Source organism: Serratia sp. S4 (assembly GCF_000347995.1).
GTDB classification, from domain to species: Bacteria; Pseudomonadota; Gammaproteobacteria; order Enterobacterales; family Enterobacteriaceae; genus Serratia; species Serratia quinivorans.
Map to the genome: position 1 here is coordinate 1,119,630 of NZ_KB661120.1, position 24,380 is coordinate 1,144,009.

Annotated in this window: 22 protein-coding genes; 14 read left to right on the plus strand and 8 right to left on the minus strand. The window is 57.3% G+C overall.

Features of this window, described 5'->3' with window-relative positions; all coding sequences use genetic code 11:
• Positions 1–5 precede the first annotated feature (5 nt).
• From ggt to SERS4_RS0105880, 3 genes are all read right to left on the minus strand, one after another.
• Positions 6–1,769, minus strand: coding sequence for a gamma-glutamyltransferase (ggt, locus tag SERS4_RS0105870; RefSeq protein ID WP_017891818.1), 1,764 nt, complete (start codon positions 1,767–1,769; stop codon positions 6–8).
• Positions 1,770–1,999: 230 nt separating this feature from the next.
• Positions 2,000–2,602: a peroxiredoxin C gene (locus SERS4_RS0105875; protein WP_012005499.1), complete on the minus strand. Its 603-nt coding sequence runs from the start codon at positions 2,600–2,602 to the stop codon at positions 2,000–2,002.
• 229 nt (positions 2,603–2,831) lie between these two features.
• A complete protein-coding gene (locus SERS4_RS0105880; RefSeq protein WP_017891819.1) occupies positions 2,832–3,413 on the minus strand; it encodes an ACP phosphodiesterase in 582 nt (193 codons plus the stop codon).
• A gap of 120 nt (positions 3,414–3,533) precedes the next feature.
• Between SERS4_RS0105880 and queA the strand changes: the two genes are divergently transcribed.
• The 5 genes from queA (at position 3,534) to secF (ending at position 9,019) form a co-directional block, all read left to right on the plus strand.
• Positions 3,534–4,604 (plus strand): tRNA preQ1(34) S-adenosylmethionine ribosyltransferase-isomerase QueA, encoded by a 1,071-nt coding sequence (queA, locus tag SERS4_RS0105885; RefSeq protein WP_012005501.1) that lies wholly within the window; start codon positions 3,534–3,536, stop codon positions 4,602–4,604.
• Positions 4,605–4,676: 72 nt separating this feature from the next.
• Positions 4,677–5,801 (plus strand): tRNA guanosine(34) transglycosylase Tgt, encoded by a 1,125-nt coding sequence (tgt, locus tag SERS4_RS0105890; RefSeq protein ID WP_012005502.1) that lies wholly within the window; start codon positions 4,677–4,679, stop codon positions 5,799–5,801.
• 33 nt (positions 5,802–5,834) lie between these two features.
• Positions 5,835–6,167 carry a preprotein translocase subunit YajC gene (yajC, locus tag SERS4_RS0105895; RefSeq protein WP_012005503.1) on the plus strand — a complete coding sequence of 111 codons (333 nt, stop codon included), beginning with the start codon at positions 5,835–5,837 and terminating at the stop codon, positions 6,165–6,167.
• Between the two features lie 25 nt (positions 6,168–6,192).
• Positions 6,193–8,040, plus strand: a complete 1,848-nt coding sequence (gene secD / locus SERS4_RS0105900) for a protein translocase subunit SecD (RefSeq protein WP_026142232.1) — start codon at positions 6,193–6,195, stop codon at positions 8,038–8,040.
• 10 nt (positions 8,041–8,050) lie between these two features.
• Positions 8,051–9,019: a protein translocase subunit SecF gene (gene secF, locus SERS4_RS0105905; protein WP_012005505.1), complete on the plus strand. Its 969-nt coding sequence runs from the start codon at positions 8,051–8,053 to the stop codon at positions 9,017–9,019.
• Positions 9,020–9,077: 58 nt separating this feature from the next.
• Here the strand turns inward: secF and ttrR are convergent, their stop codons facing one another.
• Entirely contained in the window at positions 9,078–9,698 is a 621-nt protein-coding gene (gene ttrR / locus SERS4_RS0105910; protein ID WP_017891821.1) for a tetrathionate respiration response regulator TtrR, read from the minus strand.
• The gene (ttrS, locus tag SERS4_RS0105915; RefSeq protein WP_026142233.1) at positions 9,673–11,430 is read right to left on the minus strand and encodes a tetrathionate respiration histidine kinase TtrS; all 1,758 of its coding nucleotides are present in this window, start codon (positions 11,428–11,430) and stop codon (positions 9,673–9,675) included. The genes ttrR and ttrS overlap by 26 nt, the downstream gene beginning before the upstream one ends.
• Before the next feature lie 153 nt (positions 11,431–11,583).
• On the opposite strand from ttrS, the gene ttrB reads away from it, so the two are divergent.
• From ttrB to ttrA, 3 genes are read left to right on the plus strand one after another with little or no spacing between them, the layout of a single operon-like run.
• Complete coding sequence (gene ttrB, locus SERS4_RS0105920) at positions 11,584–12,318, plus strand: tetrathionate reductase subunit TtrB (protein WP_017891823.1); 735 nt, start codon at positions 11,584–11,586, stop codon at positions 12,316–12,318.
• Positions 12,315–13,373, plus strand: coding sequence for a tetrathionate reductase subunit TtrC (ttrC, locus tag SERS4_RS0105925; protein ID WP_017891824.1), 1,059 nt, complete (start codon positions 12,315–12,317; stop codon positions 13,371–13,373). Before ttrB ends, ttrC begins: the two co-directional genes overlap by 4 nt.
• Complete coding sequence (gene ttrA, locus SERS4_RS0105930; protein ID WP_017891825.1) at positions 13,366–16,449, plus strand: tetrathionate reductase subunit TtrA; 3,084 nt, start codon at positions 13,366–13,368, stop codon at positions 16,447–16,449. The genes ttrC and ttrA overlap by 8 nt, the downstream gene beginning before the upstream one ends.
• Positions 16,450–16,498: 49 nt before the next feature.
• Here the strand turns inward: ttrA and SERS4_RS0105935 are convergent, their stop codons facing one another.
• On the minus strand, positions 16,499–17,053 hold the full coding sequence (locus tag SERS4_RS0105935; protein ID WP_012005511.1) for a DUF3251 domain-containing protein: 555 nt from the start codon (positions 17,051–17,053) through the stop codon (positions 16,499–16,501).
• 187 nt (positions 17,054–17,240) lie between these two features.
• Here SERS4_RS0105935 and nrdR point away from each other — a divergent pair, with 187 nt between their 5' ends.
• From nrdR to pgpA, 6 genes are all read left to right on the plus strand, one after another.
• Positions 17,241–17,690: a transcriptional regulator NrdR gene (nrdR, locus tag SERS4_RS0105940; protein WP_004949256.1), complete on the plus strand. Its 450-nt coding sequence runs from the start codon at positions 17,241–17,243 to the stop codon at positions 17,688–17,690.
• A 10-nt stretch (positions 17,691–17,700) separates the two neighbouring features.
• Positions 17,701–18,810, plus strand: a complete 1,110-nt coding sequence (gene ribD / locus SERS4_RS0105945; protein ID WP_017891826.1) for a bifunctional diaminohydroxyphosphoribosylaminopyrimidine deaminase/5-amino-6-(5-phosphoribosylamino)uracil reductase RibD — start codon at positions 17,701–17,703, stop codon at positions 18,808–18,810.
• A gap of 118 nt (positions 18,811–18,928) precedes the next feature.
• Positions 18,929–19,399 carry a 6,7-dimethyl-8-ribityllumazine synthase gene (gene ribE, locus SERS4_RS0105950; RefSeq protein WP_012005513.1) on the plus strand — a complete coding sequence of 157 codons (471 nt, stop codon included), beginning with the start codon at positions 18,929–18,931 and terminating at the stop codon, positions 19,397–19,399.
• Between the two features lie 20 nt (positions 19,400–19,419).
• A complete protein-coding gene (nusB, locus tag SERS4_RS0105955) occupies positions 19,420–19,836 on the plus strand; it encodes a transcription antitermination factor NusB (protein WP_012005514.1) in 417 nt (138 codons plus the stop codon).
• A gap of 52 nt (positions 19,837–19,888) precedes the next feature.
• Entirely contained in the window at positions 19,889–20,872 is a 984-nt protein-coding gene (gene thiL / locus SERS4_RS0105960) for a thiamine-phosphate kinase (protein ID WP_012005515.1), read from the plus strand.
• A 1-nt stretch (position 20,873) separates the two neighbouring features.
• A complete protein-coding gene (gene pgpA, locus SERS4_RS0105965) occupies positions 20,874–21,368 on the plus strand; it encodes a phosphatidylglycerophosphatase A (RefSeq protein WP_012005516.1) in 495 nt (164 codons plus the stop codon).
• 43 nt (positions 21,369–21,411) lie between these two features.
• Here the strand turns inward: pgpA and SERS4_RS0105970 are convergent, their stop codons facing one another.
• Entirely contained in the window at positions 21,412–22,386 is a 975-nt protein-coding gene (locus tag SERS4_RS0105970) for an aldo/keto reductase (protein ID WP_012005517.1), read from the minus strand.
• Positions 22,387–22,493: 107 nt separating this feature from the next.
• Positions 22,494–24,359, minus strand: coding sequence for a 1-deoxy-D-xylulose-5-phosphate synthase (gene dxs, locus SERS4_RS0105975; protein ID WP_017891827.1), 1,866 nt, complete (start codon positions 24,357–24,359; stop codon positions 22,494–22,496).
• Positions 24,360–24,380: the final 21 nt, after the last annotated feature.

Genomic DNA, 24,380 nt, shown 5'->3' on the forward strand with positions numbered 1-24,380 from the left:
GATCATCAATAACCTACGGCGGAGCCGGCCGGGCGACGAACGTCATTGGCGCCGTACAGGTAGCCTTCGCGCACTCTGCCGGAAACCGCGGAGTCATTGCCGGAGTTGGCCGGGCTGACGCCTGCGGCGCCTGGCAGGCCGACCAGAATCAGTTCGGCGGCGCCCCATGGCGTTTGCTCAACCATCTTGTAGCCCATACCGCTGAGGATTTTCAGCGAATCGGCAGAAACTCCGCGCTGTTCGTAGTAAACCTCATCCGGTAACCACTGATGGTGGATACGCGGTGCGTCTACGGCCTCCTGCGGCGCCATACCGTGGTCGATCACGTTCAGTGCAGTCTGCAGCGTGATGGTGATGATGCGCGATCCGCCCGGCGAGCCGAGAACCATAAAGATTTTATTGTCCTTGGTCACCAGTGTCGGGCTCATCGACGATAGTGGGCGCTTACCGGGGGCTATGCTGTTGGCAGTGCCTTGCACCAGCCCATAGAGGTTTTTCTCCCCGACCTTGACGGTAAAGTCGTCCATTTCATCGTTGAGGAAGAAGCCGGTGCCTGGCGCAATCACCACCGCGCCAAAGCGACCGTTGACAGTATAGGTGGTGGAAACGGCGTTACCCTGATGATCGACAATCGAATAATGGGTGGTTTCCGGTTTTTCGTGGGGTTCCATACCGGGCTGCACGTTCTCCGACGGCGTGGCCTTGTCCGCGACGATTTTCTTGCGGATTTCCTCGGCATAGCTTTTGCTGACCAATCTGTCGATCGGGTTCTTGATGAACTCTGGGTCACCGAGGTAGGTATTACGGTCCATATAGGCGTGGCGCATAGCTTCGGTCATGGTGTGAATGGCCGCCGCCGAGTTAAAGCCCATGCTTTTCAGGTCGTAGCCTTCGACCACGTTAAGAATTTCGCACAATGTGACGCCGCCGGAGCTTGGCGGGGGAGCAGAAACAAATTTATAGCCGCGATAGCTGCAGGTAATCGGCGGGGTTTCGGTGACTTGGTAATTGGCGAAATCGGCTGCCGTCAGGATGCCGCCGCCCTGTTTGGCTGCCGCCTCTACCGCCTGGGGTATTTTGCCTTTATAGAAGGCGTCCGGGCCTTCTTTGGCGATGGCCGCCAGCGTATTGGCCAGGTCGCTCTGCACCAGACGATCGCCCGGTTGCAACGGCGTGCCGTCCGGGCGCAGGAAGATTCGGGCAGATTCCGGATCCTGTTTAAAGCGTGCGATGGTGGTATCAAGGATATCGGTATCGGCGCGGGTCAGCACAAAGCCCTCGCGTGCCAGTTTGATTGCCGGCTCCATGACCTGCTCGCGGCTCAGTTTGCCGTATTTTTTGCGTGCGGTTTCCATGCCCAGCACGGTGCCCGGCACGCCCGCAGCCAGATAGCCGTACAGACTGGCGCCTTTCTTCACGTTGCCGGCGGCATCCAGATACATGTTGGCGCTGGCCGCTGCCGGCGCGGTTTCGCGGAAGTTGATAAAGGTGTCGGTGCCATCGGCCAGGTGCACCGTCATAAAGCCGCCACCGCCGATATTACCGCAGCACGGGTTGACCACCGCCTGCGCATAACCCACGGCTACGGCCGCATCGACGGCGTTGCCGCCCAGCTTCAGGATATCCACGCCGACCTGCGAGGCCAGATGTTGCGATGTCACCACCATGCCGTTTTTGGCTTCGACCGCCGGATTGGAGGCGGCATACAGGCTGCTGCTGACCAGCAGCGCCGCCATGGTCAGCGGCTTGCTCCATTTTTGTAAAAACATAGTTATTCCTACCCTGTCAGTTTTCTTATTGTGTTTGGCTTGCCCCTCCTGCCGTGCAAAGAGCGGGCCAGCGTTATTGATACTAGCCAGAGTTAAGGGATTGTGCGGAAAATAGCCGGGGAAATGTGAGCGGAAACAAGCAAATGAAGCACGTAATCGGGGCGATGTGCCCTAAAAAAGGGCAAAAAAAACCGGCCGCGAGGGCCGGTTGATACACTTGCAGGCTGAAATTACAGCTTGGAAGCGTTCTCAGACAGGTATTTAGCCACGCCGTCCGGAGATGCGCCCATACCTGCTTTGCCTTTTTCCCACTGAGCCGGGCACACTTCGCCGTGTTGCTCATGGAATTGCAGCGCGTCAACGGTACGGATCATTTCGTCGATGTTACGGCCGATTGGCAGGTCGTTAACAACCTGAGCGCGAACCACACCGTCTTTGTCGATCAGGAAAGAACCACGCAGGGCAACGCCTGCTTCTGGGTGCTCGATGCCATAAGCTTTCTGAATTTCACGCTTAATGTCAGCAACCATTGCGTATTTCACTTCCCCGATGCCGCCATTCTCGACAGGGGTTTTACGCCATGCGTTGTGGACAAATTCTGAGTCGAATGAAACGCCAACCACTTCAACGCCACGCTTCTGGAATTCTTCATAGCGGTGATCGAATGCGATCAGCTCAGAAGGACATACGAAGGTGAAGTCCATCGGCCAGAAGAACAGGACGGCTGGTTTGCCGTTCAGGTGCTTCTTGAAGTTGAAGTTTTCTACGATTTCGCCACTGCCAAGTACGGCAGCTGCAGTGAAGTCAGGGGCTTGACGAGTTACCAGGACCATAATTACTCCTGTAATAGGTGTTAAGGGGTTGATGTAAAAGCAAAGGCCAGTATAGGGGCCACGACTTGGCGAATAAAGGGTAAAAGACCAATCAATGAGATAGCTTTCACCTATCAAAGTCGGTGATTAAATTTAGCAGGTTTTAAAAATAACCTTTTCCCATAAAAGGGCAAGGCTTAAAAAGCAATTTCTTGTAAAGCATCGCATTTTCAAAGGCTTTGGCTTGACCTTACAGCTGCTTGTCTTTGGCCTGCTGCATCATCTTTGGGTAAAACTGCCAGAATTGTGTTTCAAGCTGATGATAGTTGCGCTCCACGTCGGCGAAGGAGCCGGCCAATGCGGCCAGACGCGGACGACGGCTGGCCATGCCTGCCAGCACGTTACCGATAAACGGCAGTTCGGCGTAGCGCTCCAGCCAGCGCTCCGGCCATATATAGCCGTTCAGATTCTGAAAGCGTGGCGGCGTCAGCGGCAAATGCGGCAGGATTTGGCTCTGGGCTTGCTGGGTAAAACCCGGCAGGCTGAGGGAGGGTTCCAGCTGTTGCCAGTGACGTGCCAGAAAGTGATCCCACACCACGTCGAGCGTTATGGGGGCCACGCGTCGGTGTTCTTCAGAGAAATAGGCGCGGCAGGCTCTTACCTGCGGCAGGTTGTCGGTCAGTACATCGACGCGACGGTGCATCATAATGCCGGCCACCACGGCGGGATCGTACTCGCCGGCAGGGTTGCCGCGCACGAAGTCGGCCAACAGATTGCCCAGCAACGAGCTTTCCGCCAGTGAGGCTAAATGGAGATGAGCGAGATAATTCATCCGGCAACTATACCTGAAGTCATGCAAATCCTCCTTATTTCTTGCCGCTGACCGCCCGCAGCTTTAGACTAGGCCGCCTGTTTTTTACCAACCAGTCCTATATTGAAGAAGTGAATAGCCATGCGCGTCGCCGATTTTTCGTTTGAACTTCCCGAGTCCCTGATTGCCCACTATCCCCAGCCTGAACGCAGCGGTTGCCGTTTGCTGCAGTTGGACGGGCCGAGCGGGGAGCTTAAGCATGGCGTATTCACCGATCTGCTGGATAACCTGGAAGCCGGCGATCTGCTGGTGTTCAACAATACCCGGGTGATCCCGGCACGCATGTTTGGCCGCAAGGTCAGCGGTGGCAAGATTGAAGTGTTGGTCGAGCGCGTGCTGGACGACCATCGGGTATTGGCGCACGTCCGTGCCTCGAAGGCCCCGAAACCGGGCACCGACCTGCTGCTGGGCGACGACGAAAGCATCGCCGCGACGATGGTCGCGCGCCACGATACGCTGTTCGAACTGCGCTTCAACGACGAGCGCGACGTCTTTACTATCCTTAATGCCGTTGGCCATATGCCGCTGCCGCCGTATATCGATCGTCCGGACGAAGACGCCGACCGCGAACTTTATCAGACGGTCTACAGCGAAAAACCGGGCGCGGTAGCTGCACCAACCGCCGGGCTGCATTTCGACGAGCCGCTGTTGGCTGCGCTGCGCGAGAAGGGCATCGAGATGGCGTTTGTCACCCTGCACGTGGGCGCGGGCACCTTCCAGCCGGTGCGGGTGGAAACCATCGAAGAGCACGTCATGCATGCCGAATACGCAGAGGTGCCGCAAGAGGTGGTTGACGCCGTATTGGCCTGCAAAGCGCGCGGCAAGCGCGTGGTGGCTGTCGGCACCACCTCGGTGCGTTCACTTGAAAGTGCCGCCAACGCCAGCAAAGAGGCATTGATTGCGCCGTTCTTCGACGACACCAGCATCTTTATCTTCCCGGGTTACCACTATCAGGTGGTTGACGCACTGGTGACCAATTTCCACCTGCCGGAGTCGACGCTGATTATGCTGGTTTCCGCCTTTGCCGGTTATAAAAACACCATGCATGCCTATCAGCAGGCGGTGGCCGAGCAGTACCGTTTCTTTAGCTATGGCGATGCGATGTTCATCAGCCGTAACCCGCAGGCGGAGCAAGAGTCCGTCGGCGCCTGATTTCCTGGGCTGCGCATCTGGCGCAACCCTGTTTTAACGACATCAGACTGTTTCTCTGATGCTGGAGGCTTTGTGAAGTACGAATTAGACACAACCGATGGCCGCGCTCGCCGTGGCCGCCTGATCTTTGAACGTGGCGTGGTGGAAACCCCAGCCTTTATGCCGGTCGGCACCTACGGCACGGTAAAGGGCATGACGCCGGAAGAAGTGAAAGAGACCGGTGCGCAGATCCTGCTGGGCAACACCTTCCACCTGTGGCTGCGCCCAGGGCAGGAGATCATGAAGCTGCATGGCGATCTGCATGATTTCATGCAGTGGCATGGCCCGATCCTCACCGATTCCGGCGGCTTCCAGGTGTTCAGCCTGGGCGCGATGCGCAAGATTAAAGAGGAAGGCGTACATTTCCGTAACCCGATTAACGGCGATAAAGTGTTCCTCAGCCCGGAAAAATCGATGGAAATCCAGTATGACCTGGGGTCTGACATCGTGATGATCTTCGACGAATGTACGCCGTATCCGGCAGACTGGGACTACGCCAAGAGCTCGATGGAAATGTCTCTGCGCTGGGCGCAGCGCAGCCGTCAGCGTTTTGACGAACTGAATAACAAGAACGCTTTATTCGGCATTATTCAGGGCGGTGTTTACGAAGATTTACGTGATGTATCAGTAAAAGGGCTGGTGGATATCGGTTTTGATGGTTACGCTGTGGGCGGCTTGGCAGTAGGTGAGCCAAAAGAGGATATGCATCGCATTCTTGAACATGTTTGCCCGCAAATTCCGGAAGATAAGCCACGTTACCTGATGGGCGTTGGCAAACCGGAAGATCTGGTTGAAGGCGTGCGTCGCGGTATCGATATGTTCGACTGCGTGATGCCAACACGTAATGCCCGTAACGGCCATCTGTTCGTGACTGACGGTGTGGTAAAAATCCGTAATGCCAAGCACAAGGATGATACTTCTCCGCTGGATAAAGACTGTGATTGCTACACGTGTCGCAATTACAGCCGCGCCTACTTGCATCATCTCGATCGTTGCAACGAAATACTCGGTGCCCGATTGAACACCATTCATAACCTGCGTCACTACCAACGCCTGATGGCGGGTTTACGCGAGGCCATTGAACAGGGTAAATTAGAGCTGTTTGTTGCGGATTTCTACGGTCGGATCGGTAAACCGGTTCCACCTTTAAACGCTTGAATTAATAATTGATAACTTAATGAGGGAATTTCAATGAGCTTTTTCATTTCTGACGCCGTCGCATCCGCAGGAGCTCCGTCTCAGGGAAGCCCGTACTCTCTGATCATTATGCTGGTGGTTTTTGGCCTGATTTTCTATTTCATGATCCTGCGTCCACAGCAGAAACGCGCTAAAGAGCACAAGAAACTGATGGACTCGATCGGCAAGGGTGATGAAGTGCTGACCACCGGTGGCCTGATTGGTCGCGTGACCAAAGTGGCTGACACCGGCATCATCGCTATTGCGCTGAACGACACCACGGAAGTGATGATCAAGCGTGACTTCGTGGCGGCCGTTCTGCCGAAAGGTACCATGAAGGCCCTGTAATTTTGTTTTCCCGAAGGGAATTGCCGTGCTAAACCGTTATCCTTTGTGGAAGTATCTGATGCTGATCGTAGTGATCATCATCGGTCTGCTTTATGCGCTTCCCAACCTCTATGGTGAGGATCCGGCTGTACAGATCACTGGCGCGCGCGGTGTCGCCGCCAGTGAAACTACGCTGGACCAAGTCCGTACCGTATTAGAAAAAGACAAGATCGCGAGCAAGTCGATTGCGCTGGAAAATGGCGCCATCCTGGCTCGCTTTAGCAATCCTGATATTCAGCTGCGCGCGCGTGAAGCCTTAATGGCGGAGCTGGGCGACAAGTTCGTGGTGGCGCTGAACCTGGCCCCGGCCACGCCGGCCTGGTTGGCCATGCTGGGCGCCGAACCGATGAAACTCGGTCTGGACCTGCGCGGTGGCGTGCACTTCCTGATGGAAGTGGACATGGACACTGCGCTGAGCAAGCTGCAGGAACAGACCATGGACACCCTGCGCAGCGAGCTGCGTGAAAAGGGCATTCCTTATGCGTCTATCCGCAAGCTGGACAACAACGGCGTGGAAGTGCGTTTCCGTGACGATGCTGCCCGCGATCAGGCCATCAGCTACCTTGGCCCACGCCAACGTGACATGGTGTTCTCTGCCAACGGCACCAACACCCTGAAAGCCAACCTGACGGATGCCCGCCTGAGCGAAGCGCGTGAGTATGCGGTGCAGCAGAACATCACTATCCTGCGTAACCGTGTTAACCAGCTCGGCGTTGCCGAACCGCTGGTACAACGCCAGGGTTCTGACCGCATCGTGGTCGAACTGCCAGGTATTCAGGATACCGCACGTGCCAAAGAGATCCTGGGTGCTACCGCGACGCTGGAATTCCGTCTGGTTAACACCAATGCGGATACCACTGCGGCAGCCAATGGCCGCGTGCCGGGTGATTCCGAAGTAAAAGACACCCGCGAAGGCCAGCCGGTTGTGCTGTACAAGCGCGTGATCCTGACCGGTGACCACATTACCGACTCCACCTCCAGTACCGACGAATACAACCAGCCTCAGGTTAATATCTCGCTGGACAGTGCCGGCGGTACCGCGATGTCCAACTTCACCAAGGACAATATCGGCAAGCCGATGGCGACCCTGTTTGTGGAGTACAAGGACAGCGGCAAGAAAGACGCTAACGGCCGTGCAGTCCTGGTGAAACAGGAAGAAGTGATCAACGTGGCGAACATTCAGTCGCGTCTGGGCAACAGCTTCCGTATTACCGGCATCGGCAACCCGAACGAAGCACGTCAGCTCTCGCTGCTGCTGCGCGCCGGTGCGCTGATTGCGCCTATCCAGATCGTGGAAGAGCGGACAATCGGTCCGACCCTGGGGCAACAGAATATCACCCAAGGTCTGGAAGCCTGCTTGTGGGGCCTGGTGGCATCCATCGTGTTTATGGTGGTTTGGTACCGTAAGTTCGGCATGATCGCTACCACGGCGCTGGTCGCCAACCTGGTGCTGATTGTCGGCGTGATGTCCCTGTTGCCGGGGGCGACGCTGACCATGCCGGGTATTGCCGGTATCGTGCTGACGCTGGCGGTGGCGGTCGACGCCAACGTACTGATCAATGAACGTATCAAGGAAGAGCTGAAGAACGGACGTTCCGTTCAGCAGGCGATCCATGAAGGCTATAAAGGCGCGTTCTCCAGTATCGTTGATGCCAACATCACCACCCTGATCACCGCGATTATTCTGTACGCAGTGGGCACCGGTTCGATCAAAGGCTTTGCGATTACCACCGCAATCGGTGTGGCGACGTCCATGTTCACCGCGATTGTCGGTACCCGTGCCATCGTCAACCTGCTTTACGGCGGCAAACGCATTAACAAGCTGTCTATCTGAGGAGTGCGTTGTGGCACAGGATTATACTGTTGAACAACTCAACTACGGCCGTAAAGTCTATGACTTTATGCGCTGGGATTACGTGGCCTTCGGCATCTCGCTGTTGCTGCTGATCGCGTCAATCGCCATTATGTCGGTGCGTGGTTTTAACTGGGGTCTGGACTTCACTGGCGGTACCGTCATTGAAATCAGCCTGGAACAACCGGCCAACCTCGATCTGATGCGCGATACGCTGGAAAAAGCCGGGTTCCAGGACCCGATTATTCAGAACTTTGGCAGCAGCCGTGACGTGATGGTGCGTATGCCACCGGCGATCGGCACCGCAGGCCAGGAACTGGGTAACAAAGTCATCAGCGTGATTAACGACTCGGTCGATAAAAACGCCACGGTGAAGAGGATTGAGTTCGTCGGCCCGAGCGTGGGCACCGAACTGGCGCAAAACGGCGGCATGGCGCTGCTGGTAGCGCTGATCTGTATTCTGATTTACGTCGGTTTCCGCTTCGAATGGCGCCTGGCGCTGGGGGCGGTTATCGCGTTGGCGCACGACGTGGTCATCACTCTGGGCGTGCTGTCGTTGTTCCATATCGAGATTGACCTGACTATCGTCGCATCATTGATGTCGGTTATCGGTTACTCGTTGAACGACAGCATCGTGGTTTCCGACCGTATTCGTGAGAACTTCCGCAAGATCCGCCGCGGCACGCCTTACGAAATCATGAACGTGTCGTTGACCCAGACGCTGAGCCGTACCTTGATGACCTCCGGTACCACCCTGATGGTGGTTCTGATGCTGTACATCTTCGGCGGCGCGATGCTGCACGGCTTCTCTCTGGCTATGCTGATTGGTGTGTCTATCGGTACCATATCCTCTATCTACGTGGCGTCCGCGCTGGCGTTGAAACTGGGTATGAAACGCGAACACATGCTGCAGCAGAAAGTGGAAAAAGAGGGCGCAGATCAGCCTTCGATTATGCCGTGATTTGCCCGTGAGTTGAAATACGATGCCGGTCGGCTTACCCCGACCGGCATTTTTTTGCCTACAGGCGACTAACCCCGCTCTCTGAGGGTTCGGTTAACGTCAGTTGATTGAGTGAATTCACCAGCTCCGCCAGGCTGGCGGCCTGCATTTTTTCCATCACTCTGGCCCGATGCACTTCAACGGTACGCACCGCGATAAAGTGACGATCGGCGATCAGTTTATTGGTCATTCCGGCGGCCACGGCGCGGGCTATTTCACGCTCACGCGGCGTCAGCGCACTGAAACGCTGCTGTAGCTGATGGCGTTCCAACCGGTTTTGAGAATGGGCGATCCCGCGATCCAGCGCTTCGATCAGCGGCGCGGCGGCAATCGGTTTTTGCAGGAAATCCACGGCCCCCAGCTTCATCTCCGTCACGGCCATGGCAATATCACCGTGACCGGTGACGATCACCACCGCCAGGGTACTTTCCTGCCGACGCAGTTGTTGATGAACCTGTTGCCCGTCCATGCCCGGCATACGAATATCCAGCATCACCACACCGCATTGATAAAGACTGACCTGGTCGACGAACTTTTGGCTGTCGTGCCAGATCTGCACCCGATAGTTCAGCCCCTCGAGTAAAAAGCGGCAGGCGTCGGTAACGGCTAAATCGTCATCGACCAGATGTATTAACGCCATGGCAGGTTTCCTGTTGGATCACGGGGAAGTACAGGGTCACGCGCAACCCTTGCTGTTGAGAAGCGGAAAAATAGTTTTCCAGTGTCAGATCGCCGCCCTGGTGCTTCAGCAACCGCTGGCAGATCACCAGCCCCAAGCCGAGGCCTTCCGGTTTGCTGCTGCGAAACGGGACGAACGGCAGCGTCAGCTGCTCGGCGTTCAGGCCGCCGCCGTCGTCCTCAACGATCAACCGTTGCTGATGTTGGTCGACTTCCAGCCGCAGAGTGATTTGTTGGGCACCTGCTTGCAGGCTGTTACTCAGCAAATTAGTGAGCACTTGCTCCAACAACGTCGTCTGGCTATACAACTGGCTTTGGGCCGGGATGGCCAGGGTCATGCGGCACAGCGGATACTGTTGTTCTATTTGCATCAGTTTAATCAGGTGTTCCACCAGCGGACGCAACAGCAGGGGGCGTGTGCTTTCATGGTGCGGCGTTTTGCTGGCCCAGCGTCGCAAATTGACAATGCTTTCCGCACCACGCTGCGCCTGCTGGCCAATTTGTTCGAGGATCGGCAGCAACTCGTGCTGTCGATCGCTGCGCTCAAGACGAATACGGCAGCCCTCCGCATAGTGCCGGATCGCCGCCAGCGGCTGGTTAAGCTCATGAGCAAAGCCGGACGCCATTTCGCCCAGAGTGCTGAGACGTTGTGCCTGAGCCAGCGCGGTTTCTCTGGCGCGCAGCGTCTGATGCATCTGTTCGAGTTGGCGTCCGCGACGGCGCACCAGATGGCCGATCCACAGGTGGTTAGCGCCGAGCAACAGCATCCCCCCGAAGATGCCACCGAGCAACAGCAGGTGTTGCTGTGCCCAAAGGGTCACCTCCTGCCAGAGTGAGCGTTGGCTTGGGTGGATATTCAAATCGCGCAGTAGCTGATTAACCTGGCGGGATGACGCCGGGGCGCCCCAAACCGGCAGGCCGGGAGCGTTCATCTGCAGTAACTGGCGGGTTAACTCATCTGCCAGCCGATCCGGGACGTGGTTCAGGGCGGCAAATGACCAGTTGGGATACAGCTCGGTGCTGGTCAGGCAGGGCTGGCCACTGTGTTTTGCCAACAGGGTGCGGTAATCACTGGCCTGCAGCAACCTTTCTGCCTGCATTTTTTCCAGCAGGCAAACCGGCACAATCACCGCATCCAGCGCCCGATCGCGCAGCTGATAAAGCAGGGCATCCGCCGGGTAACCGCTGAAATGCAGTTGCAAGTCTTTCTCCGGGTCGAGGCCCGCGCCAAGCAGTTCTTTATATCCCAGCAGGTAGCCGCCAAAGGCGTCCGCGGCGACGGCACCGACCTTTTTACCAACTAACTGGCTGGCCGTAGTGGTTGGGCTGTCGTGGCGCACCAGTATGACGCTGCCGACCACGTTGCCTGAGGCCTGCTGCGGCTGTTGGGAAGAACGCAGCGAAACCAGCCAGCGCAGCGGGTAGCGGTTATCCAACTGGACATATTGGGCCGGGTTGGTGAGCAAAAAGTCCACGCGTTCATTACGGACCGCCTCATCCATACCGGCCAGGCTTAGCGGCGACAGTTGGAAGTGATCGCCGGGAAACTGGCGATTAAGGTGATCGACCAAGGGTTGCCACTGGGCCAGTGCATGCGCGTCGCCGCGCAGCGCCAGCACCGCGATGGTCCATTGCCCCGCCCAGGAAGCGTTTAACCAACCCCCCAGCAACAAGATTAGCGCTGCTCTTTTCACCTCTTCTCCACTTTTATGATCTGCATCACCGGGTTGAATTGTCCTGGATCAAGCCGCCGTGGGGAATGTGGTAAACCACAATATTGGCGGTCGGTCGCTGTTTTTACACTCCTTTGTATCAGTTCCCCGGCGGATACTTATTGGGAGAAATCAATGGACAGTGGGAAACGGCAGTTTTTACAACGACTCGGTGCATTGACTGCCGGCGCAGCTCTGGTGCCGCTGGCGCAGTCAGGCTGGCAGTTGCAGCCGGCTCGGCGGGAAGGTGACAGCAAAAAGCGCATGGCGATGTTGATTGACCTGCGCCGCTGCATTGGCTGTCAGGCCTGCACCGTTAGCTGTGCGGTGGAAAACCGGCTACCGCAGGGGCAATTTCGCACCAGCGTACTGCAATATCAGGTCAGCCTGACGGGGCAGGACTCGACCACCAACGTGCTGCTGCCACGGTTGTGCAACCACTGTGACAATCCGCCTTGCGTGCCGGTCTGCCCGGTGCAGGCGACTTTCCAGCGTCAGGACGGCATTGTGGTTGTCGACAATACCCGCTGCGTCGGCTGTGCCTATTGCGTGCAGGCCTGCCCTTATGAGGCTAGGTTTATCAACCATGAAACCCAGACCGCCGACAAGTGTACTTTCTGCGTGCATCGGCTGGATGCCGGGCTGTTGCCCGCCTGCGTCGAGTCCTGTGTCGGTGGTGCGCGAATGATTGGCGATCTTAACGATCGGCAAGGTGCATTAAGGCGGGCTCTGGATGAGCATCAGGCACAGCTCAAGGTACTGAAACCCGAACAGGGGACACATCCTCAGGTGTTCTATCTGGGGCTTGATGAGGCATTTGTCAGTCACGTCCGGGGACAACCGGCACTGTGGCAGGAGGTGCATCCATGATCCGCGAAATTATGGCTCGCCCGCAGGAGATCGCCTGGTTGCCCTGGGCGGTGCAGTATTTTTTCTTTATTGGCCTGGCATGCGGCAGCATCATGATTGCCGTCTGGCTGCGCTGGCGCGACTCGCAGCATACATCCCGGCTGGAGCTGGCCGCCGTCTCACTGGCGGTGGTGAGCGGCACCGTAGCGCCGATGGCCCTAAGCGCGGACTTACATCAACCCGCCCGCATCTGGCATTTCTACGCCTACTTTACCCCCTGGTCGTGGATGTCGCTCGGCTCGCTATTTTTACCGCTGTTTACCCTGCTGGTGGTCAGCTATTTCGTTCTGCTGCTGCGTGGGCAGTTGCGAGCGAAGACCTTGCCGTTCTGGGCGCGCTGGCTGCAGTTGCGCCCGACATGGCGTGAAGAAAAATGGCTGAGTTGGGTAGCGTTGGCCACTTTACTGTCTGCGGTCAGTATCCTGTTTTATACCGGACGCGAAGTTTCGGTGCTGCGGGCGCAGCCGCTGTGGTTCAGCCTTTGGTTACCCTGGCTGCTGTTGCTTACCGCCATGCAGGCCGTCCCGCCGCTGTTGGCCTGTTGGTTGCGCCAGGAGCCGCAATGGCAGCCGCGTCTGGCTCGCTATCAGGCCGCCAGCCTGCTGCTGTTGTGCCTCTCCGGTCTTGGCTGGTGGCTGGATGGCAGCACTTCTTCCGTCGCGTTGCGCTCGCTTTCGACTCAGGGGGCGGTCTGGCAGTGGGCCGGTATCGCCTTTGTCGCCCTGACCCTGTTGCTGTTGGCGCTGGCGTGGCGTACCTGCCATCGGCCGTTGGGCACCAAAGGGCTACTGGTGCAATCTACCGCGGCGTTGCTGCTGTGCTGGGGCGTGCGCTGGATGTTGCTGATGCAAACTCAGACGCTGCCCAAGTTCAACGTATTGACCAATCCCTATGTGTTACCGCTCGGTAGCGAAGGGCTGTTGGCGATCCTGGGCACCCTGGGTTTATGGATAGCTTTAATTATTGGAATTCGTGAATTACAGCATGGGCTGATGGAGAAAAAACACTATGGCTAAGTCAACGCGGCGTCAGTGGTTAAAAGGCGGGCTCGCCCTGGGTGGATTGGCAGTGTTTGGTGCCAGTTACAGCGAGATGGTGCAGAAAGTGTTTACCGGCCTGCGTGACGGCAGCAGTGGCAAGTTGACGCTCGACCGGATCAGCGCCAACTCGCTGCCGACAGAGGGCCATCGGCACCCGGAAGGTTGGCAGGCCAATCCGCAGCAGGCGGTGTCCATGACCCAGTGTTTTGGTTGCTGGACGCTGTGCGGCTTGCGGGTCAGGGTGGATCGCGACAGTAATCAGATTTTGCGCGTGGCGGGTAACCCATATCATCCATTGTCTCATGACCATCATTTTCCCTATTCTTTGCCGGTGAGTGACGCGCTCAACCGCCTGGGGGGCGACGAGGGCCTGGAGCAGCGCTCGACGGCTTGTGCCCGCGGAGCGACCTTGCTGGAAGGGCTGACCAGCCCTTATCGCGTGCTGGAACCGATGAAGCGGGTAGGGCCACGCGGCAGCGGGCAGTGGCAACGCATCAGTTTTGAACAGTTGATCCATGAAGTGGTCGAGGGCGGCGATCTGTTTGGTGAGGGGCCGGTTGAGGGGCTGCGGGCGATCCGCGATCTCGAAACGCCGCTCGATCCTGAGCAACCTTCGCTGGGGCCAAAGGCCAATCAGTTACTGGTCACTAATGCCGGTGATGAAGGGCGGGACGCTTTTATCAAACGCTTTGCGCAAAACGCCTTTGGGACACGTAATTTCGGCCATCACGGCGCTTATTGCGGGCTGGCTTACCGTGCGGGATCCGGGGCGTTAATGGGGGATTTGGAAACTAATGCGCACGTTAAACCGGATTGGGACAATTTGCGCTTTGGCTTGTTCCTCGGCACTTCGCCGGCACAGTCCGGCAACCCATTTAAACGTCAGGGGCGTCAGTTGGCCAACGCCCGTCTGCGTGATGAATTCCGGTATGTGGTGGTGGCACCGGCGCTGCCGTTGACCACTACGCTGGCCAACGATCACAACCGTTGGGTGCCGGTGTTACCGGGCACCGATTCCGCGCTGGTGATGGGCATGATCCGTTGGATCATCGAACAGGAGCGTTATAACGCCGACTACCTGGCGCTGCCCGGCGAGACGGCTATGCAGGCGGCCGGTGAAAAGAGCTGGACCAATGCCACACATCTGGTGGTGATGAATGACGATCATCCGTTGTGCGGCCAGTTTTTGCGCCAGGTACATTTGGACGGCGGTACAACCGGAGAGGCCGAAAGCCCGCCTTTGGTCTGGGATACGCAGCGGGCTGAACCGGTGTCGGCTAACCAGGCGCTACAGGGCGCGTTGCGGGTGGAGCAACAGCTGCGGCTGGCCGACGGTTCACAGGTCCAGGTTCGTTCGAGCTTTCTCTGTCTGCAGCGGGCGGCTGAGCGCTTCACGCTGGCTGAGTACAGTACTCGTTGTGGCGTCAGTGCCGAGACCATTGCGGCGTTAGCCAAAGAGTTTACTTCCTATCAGCGGCAAGCGGCGGTGATCGCCCATGGCGGCATGATGAGCGGCAACGGTTTCTATAACAGTTGGGCGGTGATGATGCTCAATGCGCTGATCGGTAACCTGAATCTTAAGGGCGGCGTCTCGGTCGGTGGCGGTAAGTTCAAAGAGTTTGCCGATGGGCCGCGCTATAACCTGAAGACATTTCCCGGCATGGTGAAACCGAAAGGGCTGGTGCTGTCGCGTAGCAAACAGGCGTACGAACAATCGGACGAATATCGCCGCAAGATTGAGCAGGGTGAAAAACCTTACCCGGCGCGCGGCCCCTGGTACCCGTTTGTCGCGGGCCAGTTCACCGAGCAATTGGCCCCGGCGCTGATGGGATATCCCTATCCGCTAAAAGCCTGGATCAGCCATATGGGTAACCCGCTGTACGGGGTTGCCGGTCTGCGAGAGGTGGTCGAAAGCCGGTTGAAAGATCCCTGGCAACTGCCGCTGTTTATCGCGATAGATGCCTTTATTAACGAAACCAGTGCGTTGGCGGATTACATCGTGCCGGACACTCACAACTTCGAAAGCTGGGGTTTTACCGCCCCCTGGTCCGGTGTGATGGTGCGGGCGAGTACTGCGCGCTGGCCGATTGTCCCGTCGCGTACCGCGACTACGGCCGATGGGCAGCCGGTAGCGCTGGAAAGCTTTGTTATTGCTTTATCGAAGGCTATGGGGCTGCCGGGGTTTGGTGAGGATGCCCTGCAAGATGCGCAGGGTAATGCTTTTGGATTACACAATGCCGAAGATTATTATCTGCGAGCTGCGGCCAACGTGGCTTTTGCCGGCGAGCCGGTGCCGGAAGCGACGGAAAGCGAGCTGCGGCTGACCGGTGTTGATCGCCTGCAACCCGCTCTGGATAAGGTGCTGAAAGCGGATGAACGGTTGCGGGTCGGCTATATGCTGGCACGGGGTGGGCGTTTTGCACCTTATGAGCAGGCCTGGCGAGGCAATGAAACCGGGCCGCAGTGGAAAAAAGGGCTGAATATCTGGAATGAAGAGGTGGCGCGCCATCGCCATGCCATGACCGGAGAGCGTTATAGCGGCTGTCCGACCTATTATCCGTCGCGTTTTGCCGACGGTTCCGATGTTGGGGATCACTATCCGCCAGAGGCATGGCCGTTCCGTTTGATGTCGTTCAAGTCGCATCTGATGAGCAGCTCTACGGCGCCGATCAATCGCCTGCGTGCAGTGAAACCGGTCAACCTGGTGGCGCTCAATCCGGCCGATGGTGAGCGTTATGGACTACAACATGGCGATCGGGTGCAGTTGCAAACCCCTGGTGGCAGCGTTGAGGCGCAGATCAGCTTGCTCGACGGCGTGATGCCGGGTGTGATTGCTATTGAGCACGGTTATGGCCATCGCGAAATGGGGGCGCGTGCGCACCTACTGGATGGTCAGCCACTGGCTGCCGATGCGCGCATTGCCGCCGGAATCAACTTAAACGACCTTGGGTTGCCGGATCCGACCAGAGAAATCAGCAATAGCTGGCTGGATTGGGTCAGTGGGGCGTCGGTGCGCCAGGGGTTACCGGCAAGGCTGCAACGGCTGGGTTAAGCAGGTGGCCCACTTTCTCTAAGGGGGGGGGAACGTGGGCCTGGCCTGGTTAGTTTTGTGCGGCGGCTGCCGTTGTGGGTTCTACGCTGTGCAGTCGCACATAGCCCAGTTGATCCGGTGTCAGGCCGCTGAAACGCAGCTCAAAACTGTATTCCGTTTTGGGCAGCAATGAGTCCTGGCTCACGATCGGCTGCGAAAGTGCTTCAGCCGTCAGTGGTTTGCCGGTGGTCGCATCCAATTGGCCCCATTCGACAATGGCCTTGAACGCCGGCAGGGAGGCCTGCGATAGCGTGCGAACGTGCAGCATGGCCTGGGTGCCGTTAGCCTCGCTTTTTACGTGGCTGAGTGACACGCTCAGTTCACCGAGACTGCTTTGCAAACGTGGGGCGTTATTGGCTGCCGGCAGCAGATAGACGCCGCTGGTGGAGTTCTTGTTCAACTGGTTTTGCTGTTCCAGCGCCGTGGCCTGGTTAGTCAGGGTGGTTAATTGCTGATTTAGCTCAACCACCTGATTACGCAGCTTGGGCACTTCGCGAGTTTGCGCGCAGCCTGCCAGCAGCACCAGTGTGCTGAGCAGGAAAATCTTGGGGTAACGGGTTGTCATGGCGGGGATTTCCTATTCAACTTCTCCTGTTATCAGCTTAGTCCGCCTGATGGGGAAAGTCATGTTCATTGTCCTTCCGGGGCGTCGTTCATAGGGGCGCTCCGCAACAAATAGCCGACGGCCTTTGTTGTAACCGTACTTCGGGGTAAACTGTTCTTAACTATGAAAACGTTTATCAGGACGTGTTATGCATTGCCCTTTCTGCGCCGCCGTTGATACCAAAGTCATTGATTCCCGCCTGGTGGGTGATGGTTCGCAGGTGCGCCGTCGCCGCCAATGTTTGGTTTGTAATGAACGCTTCACCACCTTTGAAGTGGCTGAACTGGTGATGCCACGGGTAATCAAAAGCGATGAAGTGCGTGAGCCATTCAACGAAGACAAGCTGCGTCGCGGCATGCTGAAGGCGTTGGAAAAACGCCCGGTCAGCTCCGACGACGTGGAGAACGCGATCAACCACATTAAATCCCAGTTGCGCGCCACCGGCGAGCGTGAAGTCCCGACCAAACTGGTCGGTAACCTGGTGATGGACGCGCTGAAAAAGTTGGATAAAGTGGCCTATATTCGCTTTGCCTCGGTTTACCGCAGCTTTGAAGATATCCGCGAATTCGGCGAAGAGATCGCCCGTCTGCAGGACTAAAGGGGCTTTGATGCATAACGACGAGTTTTATATGGCTCGCGCCTTTGAGCTGGCGCGACTGGGGCGTTTTACTACCGCACCGAATCCCAATGTCGGCTGCGTTATCGTGCGCGATGGCGAAATCGTCGGCGAGGGTTTCCATCTGCGCGCCGGTGAACCGCATGCGGAAGTTCATGCGCTGCGCATGGCGGGTGAAAAGGCGCGCGGTGCCACCGCTTATGTCACGCTGGAACCCTGTAGCCACCACGGCCGCACGCCGCCCTGTGCCGATGCGTTGGTCGCCGCCGGCGTAGCCCGTGTGGTGGCGGCGATGCAGGATCCCAACCCGGAAGTTGCCGGACGTGGCCTGTATAAACTGCAGCAGGCGGGGCTGGATGTGCGCCACGGTTTGATGCTGGCCGAAGCTGAATCGGTGAACCTGGGTTTCCTCAAACGGATGCGCACCGGTTTCCCTTATGTGCAACTGAAGCTCGGCGCCTCACTCGATGGCCGCACGGCGATGGCTTCCGGCGAAAGCCAATGGATCACTTCACCACAGGCACGTCAGGATGTTCAGCGTCTGCGAGCGCAAAGCGCCGCTATTCTCAGCACCAGTGCTACCGTATTGGCTGACGATCCGTCACTGACGGTGCGCTGGGATGAACTGGACGCCGAAACGCAAAGCATTTACCCGCGTGAAAACCTGCGTCAACCGTTGCGCATTATTCTGGATAGCCAAAATCGCGTCACCCCACAGCATCGGGTGGTACAACAACCGGGGCAAACCTGGCTGGCGCGCCTGCAGCCGGATGAGCAAATTTGGCCGCAGGATGTCGAGCAACTGACCTTCCCGGCACACGGCGGTGGCGTTGATCTGGTGGTGATGATGATGCAACTGGCGAAACGCCAGGTGAATTCCATCTGGGTCGAAGCGGGCGCGCAGTTGGCCGGTGCCTTGTTGCAGGCCGGGCTGGTCGATGAGCTCATTTTGTATATCGCGCCAAAACTGTTGGGTGATAATGGCCGCGGTTTGTGCCATTTGCCGGGCCTTGAACACCTGACCAATGCACCGGAATTCGTCTTCAGCGAAGTGCGGCAAATCGGCCCTGATTTGCGGCTGCGGCTGAAAGCAAAATACTGATTTTAAAACCTGCGTGCCGGGTCGGCTGTCGTTTTACAAAACCGCCGCGCAGGCAGATAAAGAATGTGATAGAATCCGCCCCCCTGCGGGGTATTGAACCCATTTTTAAGGAAAGCCCATGAAAGTTATCGAAGGTGTTGTTGCTACTCCAAATGCCCGTGTGGCGATTGCAATTGCACGTTTTAACAATTTCATCAATGACAGCCTGCTGCAAGGTGCTATCGACGCACTCAAGCGCATTGGCCAGGTTGCTGACGACAACATCACCGTTGTCTGGGTCCCGGGCGCTTACGAGTTGCCGTTGACTGCACGCGTGCTGGCTAACACCGGCAAATACGATGCAGTGATCGCACTGGGCACCGTTATCCGTGGGGGCACCGCGCACTTCGAATATGTCGCGGGCGAAGCCAGCTCCGGCCTGGGCAGTGTTTCTCTGAACACTGAAATCCCGGTTGCCTTTGGCGTGCTGACGACCGAAAGCATCGAACAGGCTATCGAGCGTGCCGGCACCAAAGCGGGCAACAAGGGCGCTGAAGCGGCTCTGACCGCACTTGAAATGATTAATGTTATCAAAGCTATTAAAGCCTGAATTTAGTTAAGGGGAATTCCGTGAAACCTGCTGCTCGTCGCCGCGCTCGTGAGTGCGCTGTTCAAGCGCTTTACTCTTGGCAGTTGTCTAAAAATGACATTGCCGATGTTGAACACCAGTTCCTGTCGGAGCAAGATGTCAAAGATGTAGACATCGTCTATTTTCGGGAGCTGCTGTCCGGCGTGGCGGTGAATGCAGGTCTGCTGGATAGCCTGATGGCACCTGTCCTGTCGCGTCAGCTCGAAGAGCTGGGCCAGGTAGAAAGAGCCGTTCTGCGTATTGCGCTGTATGAGCTGAAAATGCGTGAGGATGTGCCTTACAAGGTGGCAATTAACGAGGCGATCGAGCTGGCGAAAACCTTCGGCGCTGAAGACAGCCACAAGTTTGTGAATGGCGTGCTGGATAAAGTGGCACCAAGCATTCGCAAGAAAAAATAAAAAATTAAGGCCGGTATCCCCGGCCTTAATTTCTTCTATTGGAATATCGACCATGGCATGTGGCGAATTTGACCTCATTGCCCGCTATTTTGACCGGTTTAAGAGTCTGCGCCGGGATGTACAGTTGGGCATTGGAGATGACTGCGCACTTCTGACAGTGGCAGAAAAACAGCTTTTGGCCGTCAGTACCGACACTCTCGTTTCGGGCGTTCACTTCCTGGCGGATATCGATCCCGCCGATCTCGGCTACAAAGCACTGGCAGTTAACCTGAGCGACCTGGCAGCCATGGGCGCCGATCCCGCCTGGCTTTCACTGGCGTTAACCCTGCCGGAGGTGAATGAACCCTGGCTGAAGGCGTTCAGCGATAGCCTGTTCGAACAACTTAATTATTACGGTATGCAATTGATTGGCGGTGATACCACACGCGGCCCGTTAAGCATGACGTTAACCATTCACGGCCTGATCCCGGCCGGGCGGGCATTGACCCGCAGCGGTGCGCGTATCGGCGACTGGATCTACACCACAGGTACGCTGGGTGACAGCGCCGCCGGTCTGGCGGTGCTGCAGGAACGTTTGCAGGTAGCGGACGCCGAGGCACGCAATTACCTGATTGGCCGTCATCTGCGGCCTCAGCCACGGGTATTGCAGGGGCAGGCACTGCGCGATCTGGCCAGTTCGGCGATTGATATTTCCGACGGCCTGATTTCTGACCTGAAACATGTGCTGAAAGCCTCTGAATGCGGTGCGCGCATCAATCTCGATGAGCTGCCGTTGTCGCAGGCGTTAAGCAGCCATACGGATGCCGATCAGGCGCTGCGTTGGGCATTGACCGGTGGTGAAGATTACGAACTCTGCTTCACCGTACCGGAAATCAACCGTGGTGCACTGGAGGTGGCGTTAAGCCATCTGGGCGCTGACTATACCTGTATTGGTCAGATTGGCCCGCTTTCCGAAGGCATCAAATTCTACCGCAGCGATGAAGTGGTGGAACTGCCGTGGCACGGTTTCGATCATTTCAGCGAAGGGCAGGCGTAACATGGATGAAGCTAAACGCCGCTTGCGGATGAGTAATCCGTGGCACCTGCTGGCCACCGGCTTCGGTAGCGGTTTGTCGCCGGTGATGCCGGGCACCATGGGTTCACTGGCGGCGATCCCCTTCTGGCTGCTGTTGATCCAACTGCCATGGCAACTGTATTCGCTGTTGGTGATGTTCAGCATTTGTATTGGCGTCTACCTGTGCCATCAGACCGCCAAAGATATGAAGGTGCACGATCACGGCAGCATCGTCTGGGACGAGTTTGTCGGCATGTGGATCACGCTGATGGCACTGCCGGTCAACGACTGGCAGTGGGTTGCGGCAGGTTTCGTGATTTTCCGTATTTTGGATATCTGGAAGCCATGGCCGATCCGCTGGTTTGATCGCAATGTGCACGGTGGCATGGGGATCATGGTCGACGATATCGTCGCCGGGGTCCTTTCCGCCGGTATCATCTACCTGATTGGTCACCATTGGCCGCTTGGGTTGTTCTGATTTTGAGGGCGCAGTTCAATGCTGCGCCCCTGAACTCTCCAGGTTATTCAAATCCTGTCACATGGTGCGGCACATAAGCCGTTTCCAGCTCGGCAATCTCTTCCGGTGTTAACTCAAGATCGACGGCGGCGACGGCGTCTTCCAGATGGTCATGGCGTGACGCACCGATAATCGGCGCGCTGACGACAGGCTTGCTCAACAGCCACGCCAGTGCGATTTGCGCACGGGGCACACCGCGTTCTTCGGCAATACTGGCCACGCGTTCGGCAATGATGGCGTCGATGCCTTCGGTTTCATCGTACAGATTTTTACCGACCTGATCGGAGACCAGACGCGCAGTGGTTTCCCCCCAGGGGCGGGTTAAGCGACCCCGCGCCAACGGGCTCCAGGGCAGCACGGCAATGCCTTCGGCAGCGCACAGCGGTAACATCTCACGCTCTTCTTCACGCTGGATCAGGTTGTACTGGTTCTGCATGCTGACGAAGCGCGTCCAGCCGTGCAGATCGGCGGTGTACAGCGCCTTGGCGAACTGCCAGGCGTACATTGACGATGCGCCGATGTAGCGTGCCTTACCGGCTTTCACCACATCGTGCAGCGCTTCGAGCGTTTCTTCCAGCGGCGTTTCATAATCCCAGCGATGGATCTGCAACAGATCAACGTAGTCGGTGCCCAGCCGCTTGAGACTGTCGTCGATGGATTGCATGATTTTGGCGCGCGACAGTCCCTGCTGCAGATTACTCAGGGGGAAATAGACTTTGGTGGCGATCACTACCTGGTCACGGCGGGCATAATCGCGCAGTGCCTGGCCGACGATCTCTTCACTGCTGCCGTCTGAGTAGCTGTTGGCGGTGTCAAAGAAGTTGATGCCGGCATCCAGCGCCTGTTTCAGCAGCGGTCGGCTGCTTTCCTCCGGTAACGTCCAGGCATGGTTGCCACGGCTGGGTTCGCCGTAGGTCATGCAGCCCAGACAGATACGTGAGACGTTCAGGTCGGTGTTACCCAGTTTCAGATACTTCATGCTTGCCTCCCGGTGTCAGCACAGAACTTTAACTGTAGCGGATTTTCGGGTGACAGAAATAAAAACGCCCCCGCAAAGCGGAGGCGTCGATCGAGCGGGCGCTACGGTTATTGCGCCAGCCAGACCTCAATTTGCCGCTGGATGCCGGCGGCGTCCAGGCCGAGATCGCTACGGACTTCTTCCTGGCTACCCTGGGAGACAAAGAAGTCCGGCAGGCCGATATTCAGCACCGGTACCACACGGCGCCTGGCCATCAGCAACTCGTTCACGCCGCTGCCGGCACCGCCCATAATGGCGTTTTCTTCCAGCGTGACCAGTGCGTCGTGGCTGGCTGCCAGCTCCAGTATCAGCTGTTCGTCCAGTGGCTTCACAAAGCGCATATCCACCAGCGTTGCGTTGAGCGTTTCCGCTACCTGCGCGGCTTCCGGCAGCAACGTGCCGAAATTCAGGATCGCCAGCTTTTCACCTTCACGACGGACAAGGCCTTTGCCGATCGGCAGAGAGTTGAGAGGTTCCAGCGGTGCACCGGTACCATTGCCACGTGGATAACGCACGGCGCTTGGGCCTTCGTTATAGTGATAGCCGGTGTACAGCATCTGACGGCACTCATTCTCATCACTTGGCGTCATGATCACCATGGTCGGGATGCAACGCATAAATGACAGATCAAAGGCTCCCTGGTGAGTCTGGCCGTCAGCGCCGACAATACCGCCGCGATCGATGGCAAACATCACCGGCAGCTTTTGAATGGCGACGTCGTGGATCAACTGATCGTAAGCGCGCTGCAGGAAGGTGGAATAAATTGCTACCACCGGCTTATAACCGCCAATGGCCAGACCGGCGGCGAAGGTCACCGCGTGCTGTTCGGCAATCGCCACGTCAAAATATTGCTGCGGATAGTCGCGAGAGAACTGCACCATGCCCGAGCCTTCACGCATGGCCGGGGTGATGGCCATCAGCGAGCTGTCCTTGGCGGCGGTTTCACACAGCCAGTCGCCAAAAACTTTTGAATAAGTTGGCAGGCCGCCAGCGCTTTTCGGCAGGGTACCGCTGGCCGGATCAAATTTTGGCACCGCGTGGAAGCTGATCGGGTCTTTTTCCGCCGGGGCGTAACCACGGCCTTTTTTGGTCATGATGTGCAGCAGTTGCGGGCCTTTCAGGTCACGCATGTTTTTCAGCGTGGCAACCAGCCCCTGGACATCGTGGCCGTCGACCGGGCCAATATAGTTAAAGCCCAGCTCTTCGAACAGCGTGCCCGGTACCACCATGCCTTTCAGGTGTTCTTCGGTGCGTTTGACCAGCTCTTTAATCGGCGGCAGGCCGGACAGCACTTTTTTACCGCCTTCGCGCAGGGTGGAGTAAAGCTTGCCGGACAGCAGCTGCGCCAGATGGTTGTTCAGCGCGCCGACGTTTTCCGAAATCGACATTTCGTTATCGTTCAGCACCACCAGCATATCCGGGTCGATGTCACCGGCGTGGTTCATGGCTTCAAACGCCATGCCGGCAGTGATCGCGCCATCGCCGATCACGCAGACGGTACGGCGATTTTTGCCTTCACGCGCAGCGGCTACCGCCATGCCAAGACCGGCACTGATCGAGGTGGAAGAATGACCGACCGACAGGACGTCGTATTCACTTTCTGCCCGCCACGGGAAAGGGTGCAGGCCATTTTTCTGGCGGATGGTGGCGATTTTGTCGCGACGACCGGTCAGAATCTTATGTGGGTAGGCCTGGTGGCCAACGTCCCATACCAGATGATCGAAGGGGGTTTGGTAAACATAGTGCAATGCCACCGTCAGTTCGACGGTACCCAGCCCGGAGGCAAAGTGGCCGCTGGAGCGGCTGACGCTGTCCAGCAGGTATTGCCGAAGTTCGTCACACAGCTTCGGTAGGCTCTCTTTTGGCAGCGAACGGAGTTCATCCGGATTTTCCGCTAGCGCCAAGGTCGGGTATTTGGCTATATCAAGACTCATTCGATACTCATATCAGAGGAG

Bases quoted from the DNA above. Each gene is read 5' to 3' on its own strand.
- ttrB (WP_017891823.1), top strand. From the start codon at position 11,584: ATGGACAGTGGGAAACGGCAGTTTTTACAACGACTCGGTGCATTGACT.
- yajC (WP_012005503.1), top strand. From the start codon at position 5,835: ATGAGCTTTTTCATTTCTGACGCCGTCGCATCCGCAGGAGCTCCGTCT.
- ribD (WP_017891826.1), top strand. From the start codon at position 17,701: ATGCATAACGACGAGTTTTATATGGCTCGCGCCTTTGAGCTGGCGCGA.
- nrdR (WP_004949256.1), top strand. From the start codon at position 17,241: ATGCATTGCCCTTTCTGCGCCGCCGTTGATACCAAAGTCATTGATTCC.
- ggt (WP_017891818.1), bottom strand. From the start codon at position 1,769: ATGTTTTTACAAAAATGGAGCAAGCCGCTGACCATGGCGGCGCTGCTG.
- SERS4_RS0105970 (WP_012005517.1), bottom strand. From the start codon at position 22,386: ATGAAGTATCTGAAACTGGGTAACACCGACCTGAACGTCTCACGTATC.
- thiL (WP_012005515.1), top strand. From the start codon at position 19,889: ATGGCATGTGGCGAATTTGACCTCATTGCCCGCTATTTTGACCGGTTT.
- ribE (WP_012005513.1), top strand. From the start codon at position 18,929: ATGAAAGTTATCGAAGGTGTTGTTGCTACTCCAAATGCCCGTGTGGCG.
- dxs (WP_017891827.1), bottom strand. From the start codon at position 24,359: ATGAGTCTTGATATAGCCAAATACCCGACCTTGGCGCTAGCGGAAAAT.
- SERS4_RS0105875 (WP_012005499.1), bottom strand. From the start codon at position 2,602: ATGGTCCTGGTAACTCGTCAAGCCCCTGACTTCACTGCAGCTGCCGTA.
- ttrC (WP_017891824.1), top strand. From the start codon at position 12,315: ATGATCCGCGAAATTATGGCTCGCCCGCAGGAGATCGCCTGGTTGCCC.
- queA (WP_012005501.1), top strand. From the start codon at position 3,534: ATGCGCGTCGCCGATTTTTCGTTTGAACTTCCCGAGTCCCTGATTGCC.
- ttrR (WP_017891821.1), bottom strand. From the start codon at position 9,698: ATGGCGTTAATACATCTGGTCGATGACGATTTAGCCGTTACCGACGCC.
- ttrA (WP_017891825.1), top strand. From the start codon at position 13,366: ATGGCTAAGTCAACGCGGCGTCAGTGGTTAAAAGGCGGGCTCGCCCTG.
- SERS4_RS0105935 (WP_012005511.1), bottom strand. From the start codon at position 17,053: ATGACAACCCGTTACCCCAAGATTTTCCTGCTCAGCACACTGGTGCTG.
- pgpA (WP_012005516.1), top strand. From the start codon at position 20,874: ATGGATGAAGCTAAACGCCGCTTGCGGATGAGTAATCCGTGGCACCTG.
- SERS4_RS0105880 (WP_017891819.1), bottom strand. From the start codon at position 3,413: ATGAATTATCTCGCTCATCTCCATTTAGCCTCACTGGCGGAAAGCTCG.